Here is a 16,293-nt window from a genome sequence, read left to right on the forward strand (position 1 = left end):
GCCAGACCCGTGGCGCCCGCAAGACAGCGCGTGCCAGCCTGACAGGAACTTTAATCGCGACGCGTAGCCAAAACGAAGTGTCCGACGTGGGCGCGTCCCGGCCCGGGATGCGTCGTCATCGTCGCCAAGGGTCGCGCCGACTCGGTCGCGCGCCTGGCGTAGTGTGGTCAAAAGCAGGGCTTAGTCCTTGATTTCCCTCAAAAACTATTTTGAAACTCCATTGTCATAACGCGGCAAAGGTAAGCTAAACTTCAGGCACTCTTCAAGCGAGGCTCATTACAGCTTTATGGATTACATCCTCTCCTTCATTGCCGGCGGTCTGACCCAAGCCACTTGGTGGCAGATCGTCGTTTTCACCCTGGTCATGACGCACATCACCATTGTGTCCGTCACCGTCTTCCTGCACCGCAGCCAGGCGCACCGGGGCCTGGACCTGCATCCGGCCGTCATGCACTTCTTCCGCTTCTGGCTCTGGATGACGACCGGCATGGTCACCAAGGAATGGGTTGCCATCCACCGCAAGCACCACGCCAAGTGCGAAAAGGAAGGCGATCCCCATTCGCCCATCCTGTTCGGCATCTGGAAGGTGCTGTTCCGCGGCGCCGAGCTCTACCGCGAAGAATCCAACAACAAGGAAACCATGGCCAAGTTCGGCCACGGCACGCCTGACGACTGGCTCGAACGCAACGTCTACAGCAAGCACAGCCTGTGGGGCGTGCTGACCATGCTCGCCATCGACATCGCCCTGTTCGGCGCGATCGGCGTCACGGTGTGGGCGGTGCAGATGGCCTGGATCCCCTTCTGGGCGGCCGGCGTCGTCAACGGCATCGGCCACTACTGGGGCTACCGCAACTACAACAGCCCGGACACCAGCACCAACGTGTTTCCGTGGGGCATCGTGATCGGCGGCGAAGAGCTGCACAACAACCACCACGCCCACGGCACGTCGGCCAAGTTCTCGGCCAAGTGGTACGAGTTCGACATCGGCTGGTGCTACATCAACATCCTGAAGTTCCTGGGCCTGGCCAAGATCAAGAAGGTCGCGCCCAAGCTCAAGCTGGATGATTCCAAGACCGGCATCGACCTGCGCACGCTGCAGGGCGTGATCACGCACCGCTACGAAGTCATGGCCCGCTACGCGGACGTGATCAAGAGCGCCGCCCGCGAGGAACTCGCCAAGCTGAAGGCCTCGCGCCAGGACGGCAACGCCGATTGCGGCTGGACCAAGCTGCACAAGGTGCGCCGCGCCATCCACCGCAACGAGGACATCCTCCAGCCGGAACAGCTCGAGGCCGTGGACAAGGCCATCGCCCAGAACAAGTCGCTGTCGACGCTGGTGCAGATGCGCCGCGAACTCGGCCGTATCTGGGAAAGCTCCAGCGCCAGCAGCGAACAGCTCCTCCATGACCTGCAGGCCTGGTGCCAGCGCGCCCAGCAAAGCGGCATCGCCGGGCTCGAGCAATTCGCTCAACGTCTGCGCCGCTACGCGGCATGATGCTAGAGAAGCTCAATCCTGAACAACGCGCCGCAGTAACGTTAGAACCGCAGCACGCCCTGGTCCTGGCCGGGGCGGGCAGCGGCAAGACCCGGGTGCTCACCACCCGCATGGCCTGGCTGATTCAAACCGGCCAGGCCTCGCCTTTTGGGCTGCTGGCCGTCACGTTCACCAACAAGGCCGCTCGCGAAATGCTGGCGCGCATGTCGGCCATCCTGCCGATCGATACGCGCGGCCTCTGGATCGGCACCTTCCACGGCCTGTGCAACCGCATGCTGCGCGCGCATCATCGCGACGCCGGCCTGCCGCAGACCTTCCAGATCCTCGACGTCACCGACCAGCTCGCCGCCATCAAGCGGCTGATGAAGGCCAATGGCGTCGACGACGAGAAATATCCGCCGCGCGACGTGCAGCGCTTCATCAACGGCGCCAAGGAAGAGGGCTTGCGCCCCGCCGACGTCGAAGCCTATGACGCGCACCGCCGTCGCCTGATCGAGATCTACCAGCTCTACGAAGCCCAGTGCCAGCGCGAAGGCGTGGTCGACTTCGCCGAGCTGCTGCTGCGCGCCTACGAACTGCTGTCGCGCAACGCGCCGGTGCGCGAGCACTACCAGCGCCGTTTCCGCCACATCCTGGTCGACGAGTTCCAGGACACCAACACGCTGCAGTACAAGTGGCTGCGGCTGCTGGCTGGCGGCGGCGCGGCGATCTTCGCGGTGGGCGACGATGACCAGTCGATCTACGCGTTCCGCGGCGCCAACGTCGGCAACATGTCCGACTTCGAGCGCGACTACGCCCGCGGCACCGTCATCCGCCTGGAGCAGAATTACCGCTCGTACGGCCACATCCTGGATTCGGCCAACGCGCTCATCGGCCACAACAGCGGCCGCCTGGGCAAGAACCTCTGGACCGACCAGGGTGAAGGCGAACCGGTGCGCGTCATCGAACAGCCCTCGGACGGCATGGAAGCGCAATGGATCGTCGACGAGATCCGTTCGCTGATCCACGAAGGCAGCCTGCGCCGCGAGATCGCCGTGCTCTACCGCAGCAACGCGCAGTCGCGCGTGATCGAACACGCCATCTTCTCGGCCGGCATTCCCTACAAGGTCTACGGCGGCCTGCGCTTCTTCGAGCGCCAGGAAATCAAGCACGCGCTTGCCTACTTGCGCCTGATGGCCAACCCGCACGACGACACGTCGTGGATGCGGGTGGTGAATTTCCCCACGCGCGGAATCGGCGCGCGCACGCTGGAACAACTGGCCGACGCGGCGCGCGCGCATGATTCCAGCCTGTACTCGGCGGTGGCGCTGGTGGCCGGCAAGGGCGGCTCCAACCTGGCCCAGTTCGCCCAGTTGATCCATCGTCTCACAGAGGAAACGCGCGACCTGCCGCTGCCCGAAATGGTCGAGCACATGCTCGAGGCCAGCGGTCTGAACGCACACTACAAGGCCGAGCGCGAAGGCGCCGAGCGCCTCGAAAACCTGAACGAACTGATCACCGCCGCGGCAGTGTTCGCGTCCGAGGAAAACTACGACGGCATGCCCGCCGGCGTGGTGCCCGACCAGGACACCTCCAGCACGCTGATGCCCGGCGTGGTCGATGCGGCGCCGGTGGTGTCCGACGGCCTGACGCCGCTGGCGGCCTTCCTGTCGCATGCCGCGCTCGAAGCCGGCGACAACCAGGCGCAACAGGGCCAGGACGCCGTGCAGCTCATGACCGTGCACGCGGCCAAGGGCCTGGAGTTCGACGCCGTCTTCATCACCGGCCTGGAGGAAGGCCTGTTCCCGCACGAGAACAGCATCCTGGAACAGTCCGGCCTGGAAGAAGAGCGCCGCCTCATGTACGTGGCGATCACCCGCGCGCGCCAGCGCCTGTACATCAGCCTGGCGCAAAGCCGCATGCTGCATGGCCAGACGCGCTACGCCATGCGGTCGCGCTTTCTCGACGAAATCCCCGAGCAGCACCTGAAGTGGCTGTCGCCCAAGGCCGGCCTGACGCCGTCGCTGAGCGCCGGCGGCGGCTGGAACGGCAACCGCGGCGACGCCTTCGGCCGCAAGCCCACCAACACCATTGCGCCGCGTCAACCGCGCGGCACGGCCTCCGGCGTCACGGTGGGCGACAAGCAGTATCGTGTGGGACAGGGCGTGCACCACGCGCGCTTCGGCGACGGCACCATCGTCAGCCTGAGCGGCGCGGGGCAGGACGCGCAGGCGGAAATCCATTTCCGCGATGTCGGTTCCAAGACGCTGGCTCTCGGCATCGCCAAGCTGGATATCGTTCAAGGTTGATAGACATGGCCAATCAAGACTCCCCGAAAGCCGAACTGGCATCGCTGCGCGCCGAAGTCGACGAGATCGACCAGCAGATCATCCTGCTGCTGGGCGTGCGTTTTCGCTGCACGGACATGATCGGCGAGCTCAAGCAAGCCAACGACATGGACCTGGTGGACCCGGTGCGCGAAGACCAGCAGGTCCAGCGCATCCGGCGCCTGGCCGAAGAGGCCGGCGTGCCCCCGGCCCTGGCCGAAACCATCCTGCGCGAAGTGATCGACACGGTGGTCGATCACCACACCCGGTTGCGCGAGCGTCCCTACTCGTGATGCGTGGGGGGCCGGCGGCCTGCTTGGCCGCCGTCACCATGCGCAACGGCAGTTCCATGGCCGCGGCTCCAGCCGCGGCCATTCTTTTTTCCGCGGCGCGGGGTCGGCGGCGTCCGCTACAACGTTTTCAGGAACGCCAGCAGGGCGTCGATCTCGGCCGGGCTCAGGTCGAGCGGCTTGATGTGTTCCGACTTGCGCGGCGCATACGAGTCCGGGGGATCGGCCGGCGGCGTCTCTCGGCCCATGCCGGCGTTGTACATCCGCAGCAGTCCCCGCAGATCCGGGAACAGGCCGTTGTGCATCCACGGGCCGGCCTGCGCCACGTTGCGCAGGCTCGGCGTGCGGAACTTGCCCAGGTCGGCGGGATCGCGCGTGGCTTCATAGCGCCCCAGGTCCTGGTTGCGGCGGCCGTAGAACGACAGGCCGATGTTGTGGAACTGATGGTCGGTGAGCAAGGGGCCATTGTGGCAGTTCATGCAGCGCGCCTGCGTGCGGAACAGGTGCAGGCCCAGTAGCTCGGTGTCGTCCAGCGCATCGACGCGGCCAGCGAGGAACTCGTCGAAGCGGGTCTTCCCCGGGCGCAGCGAGGCCACGTAGGCGGCCAGTGCGCGCGCCAGGCGGTCGGCGTCGATGGCGGATGCCGTGGTCGATGCCCCAGGCGCTTGAGCTGTCGGTATCATTGCCGCCGATGCCGATGCCGATGCCGATGCCGATGCCGATGCCGTTGAGCCAGCCGCTGATGAAGCCGGCGCAACTGTTGATGAAGCCGATGCAGTCGCTGGAGAAGACGCCGCCGTCGCGCCGCCGAACGCGTCCAGGAAGCGCGCGGGATACTTGTCGGTCTCCCGCAGCCGCGCCACTGCCCCGGCGGCGTCATGGTTCATTTCCCGCGGGTCGTGCAGCGGCCCCATCACCTGCTCCTTGAGGCTGGACGCGCGCCCGTCCCAGAACAGCCGGGGCGCGAACGGCGCGGCATACAGCGGCGTGGAGCGACGCCGGCCCATCAGCTTGTCCTCGCCCACCGCGAGCGGCAGACCGTCCGTGAAGGCGCGCTGCGGTTGGTGGCAGGAGGCACAGGAGATTTGGCCCTTGCGCGACAGGCGGGTATCGAAGAACAGCATCTGACCCAGCGCCACGATTGCCGGCCGCGCCACGTCGGCGGCCAGTTCGGCCTGGCCGGAATTCGCGGCGGTCCATTGCAGCGGCGGGTCGGCGACGGGCGGGACCGGCGCCCATTCATGCCATTGCACGCCGACGTCGATGGTGGGCGCGGGCCAACCGGCCGGGGGTCCGGAATAGCGCGCGCGCAGGCAGGCGATGTTCCAGCCCGCCGGGTCGTGGCAAGCGGCGGCGCCGGGCGCGATGCCGGATGGCGTGGCGGCGCGCTGCTGGCCAGAAGCGGTGGACGGGGTGGCGAGCACGAGGGCCAGCGGAATGGCATGCAGGAAGGCGGCCAGGGCGTTCTGCCGGAGCCGGGATTTGCCACGCAGGGGCATCGATACGTTCCGTGTCGCGTTGGTGTCAGGCGTAGGACGCTGCGACGATTGCAATACCTCAGCACGCAATCGATGAATAATTTATATGGATATCGATTTTTTGATTGGCGCATGAGGGCCGATGACCCGTGCCAGGCGCCTTTTGATTGGCGCCGCGTCGTGGCTGGCTTTGCCTTGCCGGTCCCTCATTCGCCAAGAAGGCGGAATGCCCCGGCGGGATCCCGCTCGACGATGCCGCGCCGTTCCGCTCGCGACAGCAGGGGTTCCAGGATGTAGTCGATATACGCCACGCCGTTCGGGCCGATCTTGATGCATCCCGCGCTGTCACCCGCCACCGGATAGCCGGTGTAAGCCTCGGCGTCGAGCACGAGCGCGCCGGGGCGGGGGGCGGGATGGGTGGCGGTCAGCAACCGGGTATCGTCGGTGACATGCTTGCGATAGAGATCGCGCGCGGTGTCCTTGAACAAGACCGGTCCGCCCCGCCCGCCGTGGTGCATGACGAAGACGAATTCCCCCAGCGGCATGTCGTCGGGGATATGGCGATTGGTGGCGGGACTGTGGTACCAGGCCGCGTAGGTCGCCAGGTCGGTGTAGAAAGCGGCGATCTGGCTGCCCGGGGCGTCCTTTTCGCCCACGGCTTGATGATGCGCGTACCAGGCCTCGTCCGTGTACTGGAACAGGCCCGATGCGCTTGAGCTGGCGTCGGGGCACCGCGGCGAGGCGCCGAACGCCGATTCGATGTAGGCAATGTCCGCCGCGATCTGGATGGTCGGGGGGCTGAAGCCGCGCTGCCGGCCGTGTTCCGCGATGGCGGCTTTGATTTCGGTCTGGGATCGGCTCAATGCCATGCAAATAGCTCCTGCGTGACGGCGCGACTGGCGTCCCGATGGAGAACCCGCGCCATGGCCGGGATGGCCACGGCGCATGTTAGGGACGAAGGCCGCGGCGCTCCATGCCGCATCGTCTGATTTGTCGGTCAGAAGCGATAGCCGACCTGCAACCAGAGCTCGCGTCCGGATTGATAGGTGGTGTTGTCGGCCGCCAGGTTGGGATTGCTTGCGACAATCGCGGGCATGCGGTTGAGCAGGTTCAGGATTTCCACCGTCAGTTCCAGGCGCGGCAGGAAGGTGGGCTGCCAGGTGAGCTGCGTGTCCCAGGTCCAGTAGGAGGGCAGGTCGCCCGACTTGTAGCTATCCAGCCGGTATGGTGCGGGACCCTTGCCGATATACATGACGCCGTCGCGCTTGCTGCGCCAGTTCAGCATGTTGCTCCAGGCCAGCCCGGCTTTGGGGCAGGCGCCGGTGAGCGCGAGCGTGGCGACCTGGGGCTGGTGGAAACTCCTGGGCGGCAGGTCGATGACTCGGATCTCCGAGCCGTTGTAAATCACACGCTCTTCAGGGCCGCGCGCGTCGCCGCCATACCCCGTGACCAGATCTGCGTTGGTCTTGCGTTTCTGCCAACTCCAGGATGCCTGCATGGTCCAGCGCGTGGGGCCGGCATGCCAGGGTGCCAGCGTGCGCAACGTCAGGCTGACGGCGTCAGTGGTGGAGCCGCCGCCGTTGCGGTATTTGAAGCCCGTACTGATCTTGCCGGCTTTGATCCATTGCTGCCGGCCGATGCGGCGGACATAGCTCAGCAGGCCTTCCAGTCCTGCCATGCGCTGGCGCAGCGACAGGGCCCACTCGTCGTCATGCGGCATGCGCAGGCCGCTGTAGTCGACGGAGAAATCCTGCTCTTCGGCGGGTACCGGCTCGCCCTTGATGTTCGTCACGCGTTTCAACAGCCGCAGGCGTCCGGCCTCGAGCGCGGTTTCCAGGACCGGACCGCCGTAGTAGCGCGACCAGCCGCCGCTCAGCAAGGTGTCGCCCGAACCGAACACGTCCCAATCCAGGCGCGTGCGCGGCGCCACGTTGTTGCTGCGGAACAGGCTCTCGCGGTCATAACGCAGCCCTGCATTCAGCGCCAGGCGCCGCCACTCGATGCGGTCGGAAAAGTACAGCGCGGCCGTGCGCGAACGAGCGCGCACGGTGCCCGGCTGCCACAGCGACAAGTTGGTATCGGCATAGGCGTCGACGCTGCGGTAGGTGCGCGTGTAGGCGGTCGACAGTTGCGGGCGCTTGAAGGCCGCGTCGACCTGTTGCACGTCGATCCCCGCGTAGATGTTGTGCGTGAACGTACGGGTGCTCAGCGGATCGAGATCGATACGGCTCTTGAGCACCAAAGTGTCCTGCTGCTTCTGCTCGCGGCCGAAACCGCCCTTGAAGTACGACGGCAACCCATAGGGGCGCGTCGTAACCCATTCGCGGCTCATTGAGCGGCGGTTGCTCATGGCGTGGTCCCAGCCGGCTTGCAGCGTCAGGCGCCCCGCGCCGAGGCGGTGTTCCAGGTTGCCGTTGACGCCATATGCGCCATGATTATTGTCCCAATGCGTGTCGCGGAACAGGTTGCTGGCCAGCGTTTCTCCGCGGTCACTGTATTTGAGCGTCAGGTCGGCCAGCGTGTCGGCGCTGGCACGCACGCTGAACTTACCCAGGAAATTATCGACGCGATCGCCATAGGTGTTGGGCGTGCGCAGGGGCTTGTCCTTGTCGTCCACGCGCATGATCCAGCGTTCGATCCTGGACTGCCGGCGCGACATCGCCAGCACCAGGCCTGCCCTGTCGTTGACGGCGATATCGGCCACGGCCGAATAGAAGCGCTTTTTCCATCGCGGCGTGAAGCCGGGTTCTCCCTCGGCCCACTTGCTCTCCTGGCCGGGCGAGACGCGCTGCTGGGTCATGTTGGATGTATTCCAGCGATAATCTAACTTCAGGTGGCTCTCGCCGGAAAAGCGTCGCAGCCGCGCATCGACGACGCCGCCGTTGAAACGTCCGTACTCGACCGGGATGAAACTGTCGCGCACCTGCACGGTTTGCAGCAGGAGGGTGTCGATGAAGTACGACTGCGGATTGCTGGGCACGTTGCCCCCCGCCTGGGCCAGCCGCTTGTTGGCCGGGTCGACGCGATTGGTGGCGTCGATACCATCGATCTGGAACAGGTTCTGGTAGGGGCTGGCGCCGTAGAACGAAATGTCCTCGACATCAAGCGAGCCGCGATTTTGGGAGCCCGCCGCGCCTGGGTTGGTACGCATTGCGGGGTGATTCGCCACCAGCGTGCTGAGGTCGCGGTTGGACGATGGCGTGGCGGCGATCTCTTGCTGGTCGTAGAAACGCTCGCCGACTTGATCGCCATAGACGCGAACGGGCTCCAGCCGCGAAGTGCTGGCCGGGGCCGACTTGTCGACATAGATGATGTAGCGGTTCGCGCCGTCCGCGCGCAGCGCCAGGCCCGAGCCTTCCAGCATCCGGTCGAGCGCCAGCCGGGCTGGAAACCGGCCCCGCACGACCGGCGACATCTTGTTCGCCACCGCCTCGGGCGGGAACGAGATTTCGAGCCCGGATTGGCGTCCCAGTTCGACCAGCGCGTCGCCCAGCGGCAGGGAGGGGATGCAGAGGCGGATGGTGTCGGTAAGCGGTTGGGCCGTCAAGGGAGCGGCGAGGGCCAGCAAGGCGCAGAAAAGAAGCGCGGATGTGCGTGTGGGGGGAAAATGGCGTGGCATGAGGCGTCCCGGGTTCCGTGGATGTCGGCAGTGGGACGCCGCAAGCCAGCCAGGACCTCAGCGGCGTAGCAACGATCGGTCGGTCATATTGTCCGATTTCGTCAGAAGCGATAGCCGACCTGCAACCAGAGCTCGCGTCCGGATTGATAGGTGCGATGGTCCGCCGTGAGTTTGGGTCTATTGCCCGTGACCGCAGGCATGCGATTGAGCAGGTTCAGAACTTCGATGGTCACTTCCAGGTTGCGTGCGAACGTGGGCTGCCATTTCAACCTGGTGTCCCAGGTCCAGTAGGATGGCAACTTCTCCGATGTGTAGCTGTTGAGAAATTCCGGAGCCGGACCTTTGCCTGTATAGAAAATCGCGTCGCGCGCACTGCGCCAGTTGAATGCGTTGCTCCACGTGAGGCCCGCGCCCGGGTAGGCTCCGGTCAGGGTCAAGGTGGCGACTTGCGGTTGGAAGAACGAATTGGTTGGCAGGTCGAAGGCGCGAATCCGCGCGTCGTTATATAGCACCTGTTCATCAGGATCCCCCGCGTGGTCGTTATAGCCCTTGGCCAACTCGGTGTTGGCGCGGCGCCGCTGCCAGCCCCAGGTGGCGCGCATGGTCCAGCGGGTCCTTCCCAGGGCAATCGGATGAAGCGTACGCACGGTCATGTTGATGCCGTCGGTCGTGGAATGACCATCACTGTTGTATCGGGAGGTGTTGGCGTTGACGTTGACGTTTGTCCACTGGTCCCGCCCGTTGCGATGTACATAGTTCAGCGCGCCCTCGAGACCCGCCACTCGTTGGCGCAGCGATATCGCCCATTCGTCGTCATACGGCGTGCGTAACCCCTTGTATTCCACCGTATACGGCTTGCGGCCATCCGCGATCGGGTTTCCATTCTTGTCCGTCTCGTGCAGTTTCAGGCGCGCGCGCTCCGCCTCCATGGCGATGCCCAGTATCTGTGCGCCGTAGTAGCGCGACCATCCCATGCTCAGCACGGTGTCGTCCGTTCCGAACATGTCCCAATCCAGGCGCGTGCGGGGCGCCAGATTGTCGTTGCCAAGAAAGCTGTCGCGGTCGTAGCGCAGCCCGGCATCCAGGGCCAGTCGTTGCCATTCGATGCGGTCCGACAGATACAGGCTGGCAGTGTGATGCTTTACCGCGGCCGTCCCGGGAAGGTAGTGGGTTCTATTGCTGTCTTGGACAGTGCCATCGGCGAACTGGCTGCGGCGGTACGCATAGGCATCCTGAAATCGCTTGAATCGAGCGTGGGTCTGCCGCAGCTCTGAACCCGCGTAGACGGTGTGGGCAAACATGCCGGTGCGTAGCGGATCCAGGTCAACGCGGCCCTTGAGAACGCCGGTGTCCTGCAGCGTCTGCTCCTTGCCAAAGCCCACCACCGCGTACTGGACCTTTTTGATCGGCGGAGTGAAATAGGAAACAAACTCTTCACGAACCGATTGCCGGTGGCTGGTGGCGCGATCCCATCCCGCTTGCAGAGAAAAGCGCCCGCCCTGGAATCGATGTTCCAGTTTGCCGTCGACGCCCCGTCCACTGTGATAATTGTCCCAGGTGGTGTCGCGGAAATAGGCGTCGGCCAGGGCCTGGCGATACTCGCTGTATTTCAGCGTCAGGTCGGCGACGGTGTCCGGGGCGGGACGCACACTGAATTTGCCCAGAAGGTTATCGATCTGGCTGCGGTAGGTTCCCTCGCGCAGCTCCGGTTGACCCTTGTCGTCAACGCCCATGGCTGCCCGCGTGATGTCGGATTGGCGACGAGACAATGCCAATACCATGCCGGCCTTTTCGCTGAATGCGACATCGCCCAGCGCCGAATAGAAGTTCTTCTTCCACTTGGGTGAGTAGTCGAAGTGGCCCTGTGACCACTTTTGTTCATCGCCATGCGCCGTGCGCTGTCGGGTCATGTTGGAGCTGTTCCAACGGTAGTCCAGCTTCAGATGGTTCTGCCCGGAGAACCGGCGCAATTTTGCATCCACCACGCCGCCAGTGAAGTGACCGTATTCCACAGGCACGAAGCTGTCATGCACTTGCACCGATTCCAGCAGACTGGTGTCGACGAAGTAGGACTGCGAATTGCTGGGCACGTTGTTGACGACCAGGTTCGGATTCTTGCTAGCCGGGTCTACGCGGTTGGTGGCGTCCATGCCATCGATCTGGAACAGATTCTGGTAGGGGCTGGCGCCATGGAATGAAATTTCCTCGACATCCAGCGATCCCCGATTCTTCGAACCCGCCGCACCGGGGTCGGTGCGGACCGCCGGATGCGTCGCCACCAACGTGCTCAGGTCCCGGTTGGACGACGGCGTTTCCGCGATCTCCTCGCGGCTATAGAGGCGCCCGCCAATCTGCTCGCCGTAGACGCGTACCGGCTCAAGCCGCGATGCCGAGAACGGATTGGCCTTGTCCTCGAAGACGATATAGCGTCCCGGCCCGTCGGCGCGCAGCGCCAGGCCGGAGCCTGCCAGCAACTGGTTCAGCGCCGCCAGCGCCGACGTTTCTCCCCGCAGGGCGGACGAGGCCTTATTGGCCACGGCGGCCGGCGGGAACGAGATCTGCAGGCCGGACAGGCGACCCAGTTCCAGCAAGGCGTCGCCCAGCGGTTGCGCTGGAATGTCATAGTCGAAGGTGCGGTTGGGCGACTGGGCCAGGGCGGGGGCGGCCATGGCCAGCGTGGCGCAGAAGATCGCGGCCGACGCGTTGGCGCGGAAACGGCCGTTGAATGAGAGAGGCATGCGAGCGTCCTATGGCTGATTGGAAACCAGCCATAGGACGCGGCGGTCGACGGGGAACCTCAGCGTCAAACCGGCCGGTAAGCCATGCGACGCGTCGAAGTCAGACCGGATGAATGCTTGCGCCCCGTGTCAGGCCCGCTTCAGAACCGATATCCCACCTGCAGCCACAGTTCGCGTCCCGACTGGAACGTGCTGCGGTTGGCCTTCAGGTTGGGATTGCTGGCCGTGACCGCCGGCATCCGGTTCAGCAGGTTCAGCACTTCGACCGTGAATTCCAGGTTGCGCGCGAAGGTCGGCTGCCACGCCAGCTTGGTGTCCCAGGTCCAGTACGATGGCAGCTCGCCGGATTCGTAGCGGTCGAGGTATTGCGGGCGCGGGCCGACGCCAACGTAGATGGTGGCGTCGCGCTTGCTGCGCCAGTTCAGCTTGTTGCTCCAGGTCAGGCCGGCGCGCGGGTAGGCGCCGATCAGCGTGAGCGTAGCGACCTGGGGCTGGTAGAAGGTGCTGGGCGGCAGGTCGATGGCGCGGATCTCCGAGCCGTTGTAGATCACCCGGTCATCCGGATCGCGGGCATCGGCGGTATAGCCCGTGACCAGGTCGCCGTTGGTCTTGCGCTTCTGCCAGCTCCACGATGCCTGCATGTTCCAGCGCGTCGGCCCCAGGCGCCAGGGCTCCAGCGTGCGCAGCGTCAGGCTGACGCCGTCGGTGGTGGAGAAGCCGTCGTTGTTGTAGGTGTAGCCGGTGGCCTGCGTGCCGCTCTTGGTCCATTGGTCGCGGCCGTTGCGATGCACGTAGCTCAGCAAGCCCTCGATGCCTGCCATGCGCTGGCGCAGCGACACCGCCCATTCATCGTCATACGGCATGCGCAGGCCGCGGTAATCCACAAAGTACTCCTTGCCGCCATCGGCCACGGGCCTGCCCTTGCTGTCGAGCACCTGGCGGCGCAGGCGGCTGCGCTCGGCCTCCAGCGCCGTCTCCAGCACCTCGCCGCCGTAGTAACGCGACCAGCCCGCGCTCAGCAGCGTGTCGCCCGATCCCAGCACGTCCCATTCCAGGCGGGTACGCGGCGACACGTTGGCGTTGCCCAGGAAGGTCTCGCGGTCGTAGCGCAACCCGGCGTCCAGCGCCAGCCGTTGCCACTCGATGCGGTCGGACAGGTACACGCTGGCCATGTTGTATTTCACGTTGACCGTGCCGGGCAGGTAGTGGACCTTGCTGAAGTCCTGGTAGGTGCCCTTGTTGTTGTAGGCGCGGCGGAACGAATACGAATCCTGGAAGCGCTTGAAGCCGGCGTCGACCTGTTGCAGATCGGCGCCCGCGTACAGGCTGTGGGTGAAGATGCCGGTGCGCACCGGATCCAGGTCGACGCGGCCCTTGAGGGTCCAGGTGTCCTGCCGCGTCTGCTCCTTGCCGAAGCCGCCCGCGGTGTATTGCGGCAGTCGGTAGGGTTGATAGGTCACCAGTTCATCGCCGACCGACTGGCGATCGCTGGTGGCGTGGTCCCAGCCGGCCTGCAGCGAGACGCGGCCGCCCTGGAACAGGTGGTCCAGGTTGCCGCTCAGGCCGTAGGCGCCGTGGTTGTTGTCCCAATGCGTGTCACGGAACAGGTAGCTCGACAAGGTCTCGCTGCGGTCGCTGTATTTCAGCGTCAGGTCGGCGGTGGTGTCGGCACTGGCGCGCACGCTGAACTTGCCCAGGAAGTTGTCGACGCGGTCGCGGTAGGTGTCCTGGCCCTGTTGCGGCTGGCCTTTGTCGTCCACGCCCATGTTCCAGCGCGTGATGTCGGATTCGCGGCGTGACATGGCCAGCACCACGCCGGATTTGTCGTTGAAGGCGAAGTCGCCCACGGCCGAATAGAAACGCTTCTTCCATTCGGGGGAATAGCCCGGCTGGCCCTGCGCCCAGCTATTCTCCTCGCCTTCGGCTACATGCTGCCGCGTCATCTTCGACGTGTTCCAGCGGTAGTCGAACTTCAGGTGGTTCTCGCCGGAAAAGCGGCGCAGGCGCGCATCGACCACGCCGCCGGTGAAGCGGCCGTATTCGACCGGCACGAAGCTGTCGTACACCCGCACGGCTTCCAGCAGGCTGGTGTCGACGAAGTACGACTGCGGATTGCTGGGCACGTTGCCGACCTGCAGGTTGAGGTTCTTGCTGGCCGGGTCGACGCGGTTGGTGGCGTCGATGCCGTCGATCTGGAACAGGTTCTGGTAGGGGCTGGCGCCGTGAAAGGAGATGTCCTCGACGTTGAGCGAGCCGCGGTTCTGTGAGCCGGCCGCGCCCGGATTCGTGCGCACCGCCGGGTGGCTTGCCACCAGCGTGCTCAGGTCGCGGTTGGAGGAAGGCGTTTCGGCGATCTCCTGCTGGCCATAGGTGCGTTCGCCGGCCTGTTCGCCGTAGACACGCACCGGCTCCAGCCGCGAGGTGGAGAAGGGATGTGCCTTGTCGACGAAGACGATATAGCGGCCCGGACCTTCGGCGCGCAGCGCCAGTCCGGAACCGGCCAGCAGGCGGTCCAGCGCGAGCAGGGCGGAATACTCGCCTTGCAGCGCGGGCGACATCTTGCCGGCCACGGCGGCTGGCGGGAACGAGATCTCCAGGCCCGATTGGCGGCCGAGCGCGAGCAGGGCGTCGCCCAGCGGCTGCGACGGGAGGTCATACGCGATGGTGCGCGCGGGCGGCTGGGCGATGACGGGCGCGGCAATGGCCAGCATGACGCAAAGGAGGGCGGCCGAGGCGCCGGGCCGGCGTTTGCGGTCAAGAGGGAAAGGCATGAAAACGTCCTACGCTGCTGTTGATGTCAGCCGTAGGACGCGGCGTAGGACGCAACCCCTCATTGCAGAATTGATGAATAATTTATATTGATTCTTATTTACCGATTGGCATTGATCGAAACGGGCAGGGCGGCGTGATCAGCGCAGGATCAGCAGGCCCGGCAGGTCGGTGATGCGCACCTTGGTCTGCGCCAGCAGCAGGTCGAGCGCCCGCTTGGGGTCGGCGACGCCGGCCGTGCCCGACACTCGGGTGTCGCGCGCCAGCTCGCCCAGCACCAGGATGTGCTTGCCCGTGTAGCGCGCCAACTGCGCGGCCGCCTCGGGCAATGCGGTGTTGTTGAAGGCCAGCATTCCCTGGCTCCAGGCGGGCGCGGTTTCATGCGGCGCCGCATCCTGGACCATGCCTTCGGCCGAAACCGCGATGCGTTGCCCGGCGTCCAGCGTTTGCGGTTGCCGGTCCGCACAGGCCAGGCATTGCACCGCCACCTGGTGCGTGTAGACGGTGACGCGCGTCGCGTCGCGGTCGCGCGCGACCGCGTAGCGGGTGCCCAGGGCCGTGGCGCTGGCGTCCGCCGTCACCACGCTGAAGGCCGGGCCTGCGGTGCCGCGCGGCGCGGCCTCGAACAGCGCCTGGCCGGCCAGCAGGCGCACCTCGCGCCTGTCGGGGCCGAAGTCCACGGCGATCGCCGAATGCGCGTCCAGGATGGCGCGCGAGCCATCGGGCAGGGCGACGCGCAGCGGCTGCGTGTCGCTTGCGTAGTCGGCGCCAGGCTGGAAGTCGCGCAGCGCGTACGCGGTCGTGCCGGTGGCGGCGACGAGTGCCAGCGCCAGCGCCGTATGGCGCTTGCGCGGCGGGCGGGCAGCCAATTTTCCGCGGTCGATCTCGCCCATGCGGCGCCACACCCGCGCCAGCCTGTCGTAGGCGGCGGCATGGCGGGGATCGGCGTGGTACCAGGCGTCGAACTCGGCCTGCGCCTGTGCATCGAGCGGCTGGCCGCTGTGGCGGATCACCCAGCGCGAGGCTTGCTCGTCCGCGGTGGCGGAATTGCCCGGGGTGCTGGCCTTGCTCATGCCGACAGCGCCTGGTCGCAGGCCAGCAGGATGCGCATCATGTGTTTCTCGACCGCGCTCACCGAAATCGCGAAACGCTCGGCGATGGCGCGGTAGGTCAGTCCTTCGTGGCGATGCAGGACAAAGACGTCGAGGCTGCGGCGCGGCTGGCGCAGCAGGGCGGTTTCGAGCCGCCGCAGCAGTTGGTTGGCCGAAGCCACTTCCAGCGTGTCGGCCTCGAAGGCGGGCGGCTGCGTGGCGGCATAGTCGGCCACCACGTTCAGTTCGCGGCCCCGGCGGCGGTGCCAGTCGGTGGCGATGTTGGCCGCCACGCGGAAGACATAGGCGCGGTGGTTGTCCGGCAGGGTCTTGTCCTGGAACTCGGCCAGCTTGATCCAGGTGTCCTGGGCGCAGTCCTGGGCCACGTCGCGCGAGCCAGTGCGCATGGCCAGAAAGCCCAGCACTTCGCGGTAGTGCCGCAGAAATACATCGGTAAGCGAAGACATGTCGCTGACGCCTCGCGCCAGATAGAGTCAGATTCGCGTC

The 16,293-nt window shown here is 65.6% G+C and carries 10 protein-coding genes; 3 read left to right on the forward strand and 7 right to left on the reverse strand.

What is annotated here, in order from left to right:
- Window positions 1–286 precede the first annotated feature (286 nt).
- The 3 genes from SB816_RS09710 to SB816_RS09720 are packed head-to-tail and all read left to right on the forward strand — an operon-like array spanning window position 287 to window position 4,094.
- Window positions 287–1,495 (forward strand): fatty acid desaturase, encoded by a 1,209-nt coding sequence (locus SB816_RS09710; protein WP_049073143.1) that lies wholly within the window; start codon window positions 287–289, stop codon window positions 1,493–1,495.
- Window positions 1,492–3,783 (forward strand): UvrD-helicase domain-containing protein, encoded by a 2,292-nt coding sequence (locus SB816_RS09715; protein ID WP_054502111.1) that lies wholly within the window; start codon window positions 1,492–1,494, stop codon window positions 3,781–3,783. The genes SB816_RS09710 and SB816_RS09715 overlap by 4 nt, the downstream gene beginning before the upstream one ends.
- Window positions 3,784–3,788: 5 nt before the next feature.
- Complete coding sequence (locus tag SB816_RS09720; protein WP_006384334.1) at window positions 3,789–4,094, forward strand: chorismate mutase; 306 nt, start codon at window positions 3,789–3,791, stop codon at window positions 4,092–4,094.
- A gap of 116 nt (window positions 4,095–4,210) precedes the next feature.
- Here the strand turns inward: SB816_RS09720 and SB816_RS09725 are convergent, their stop codons facing one another.
- The 7 genes from SB816_RS09725 to SB816_RS09755 form a co-directional block, all read right to left on the reverse strand.
- Window positions 4,211–5,590 (reverse strand): cytochrome-c peroxidase, encoded by a 1,380-nt coding sequence (locus SB816_RS09725; protein ID WP_410546855.1) that lies wholly within the window; start codon window positions 5,588–5,590, stop codon window positions 4,211–4,213.
- A gap of 185 nt (window positions 5,591–5,775) precedes the next feature.
- A complete protein-coding gene (locus SB816_RS09730) occupies window positions 5,776–6,438 on the reverse strand; it encodes a hypothetical protein (RefSeq protein WP_054502113.1) in 663 nt (220 codons plus the stop codon).
- 128 nt (window positions 6,439–6,566) lie between these two features.
- Window positions 6,567–9,116 (reverse strand): TonB-dependent receptor, encoded by a 2,550-nt coding sequence (locus SB816_RS09735; protein WP_410546856.1) that lies wholly within the window; start codon window positions 9,114–9,116, stop codon window positions 6,567–6,569.
- 173 nt (window positions 9,117–9,289) lie between these two features.
- Window positions 9,290–11,926, reverse strand: a complete 2,637-nt coding sequence (locus SB816_RS09740; protein WP_410546857.1) for a TonB-dependent receptor plug domain-containing protein — start codon at window positions 11,924–11,926, stop codon at window positions 9,290–9,292.
- 140 nt (window positions 11,927–12,066) lie between these two features.
- The gene (locus tag SB816_RS09745) at window positions 12,067–14,697 is read right to left on the reverse strand and encodes a TonB-dependent receptor plug domain-containing protein (RefSeq protein ID WP_372412923.1); all 2,631 of its coding nucleotides are present in this window, start codon (window positions 14,695–14,697) and stop codon (window positions 12,067–12,069) included.
- Between the two features lie 138 nt (window positions 14,698–14,835).
- A complete protein-coding gene (locus tag SB816_RS09750) occupies window positions 14,836–15,768 on the reverse strand; it encodes a FecR family protein (protein WP_116791366.1) in 933 nt (310 codons plus the stop codon).
- Window positions 15,765–16,253, reverse strand: a complete 489-nt coding sequence (locus tag SB816_RS09755; RefSeq protein ID WP_064526411.1) for an RNA polymerase sigma factor — start codon at window positions 16,251–16,253, stop codon at window positions 15,765–15,767. Before SB816_RS09755 ends, SB816_RS09750 begins: the two co-directional genes overlap by 4 nt.
- Between the last annotated feature and the right edge of the window lie 40 nt (window positions 16,254–16,293).

Origin of the sequence: Achromobacter sp. SIMBA_011 (genome assembly GCF_046535435.1) — a bacterium.
Lineage (GTDB): Bacteria > Pseudomonadota > Gammaproteobacteria > Burkholderiales > Burkholderiaceae_B > Achromobacter > Achromobacter dolens.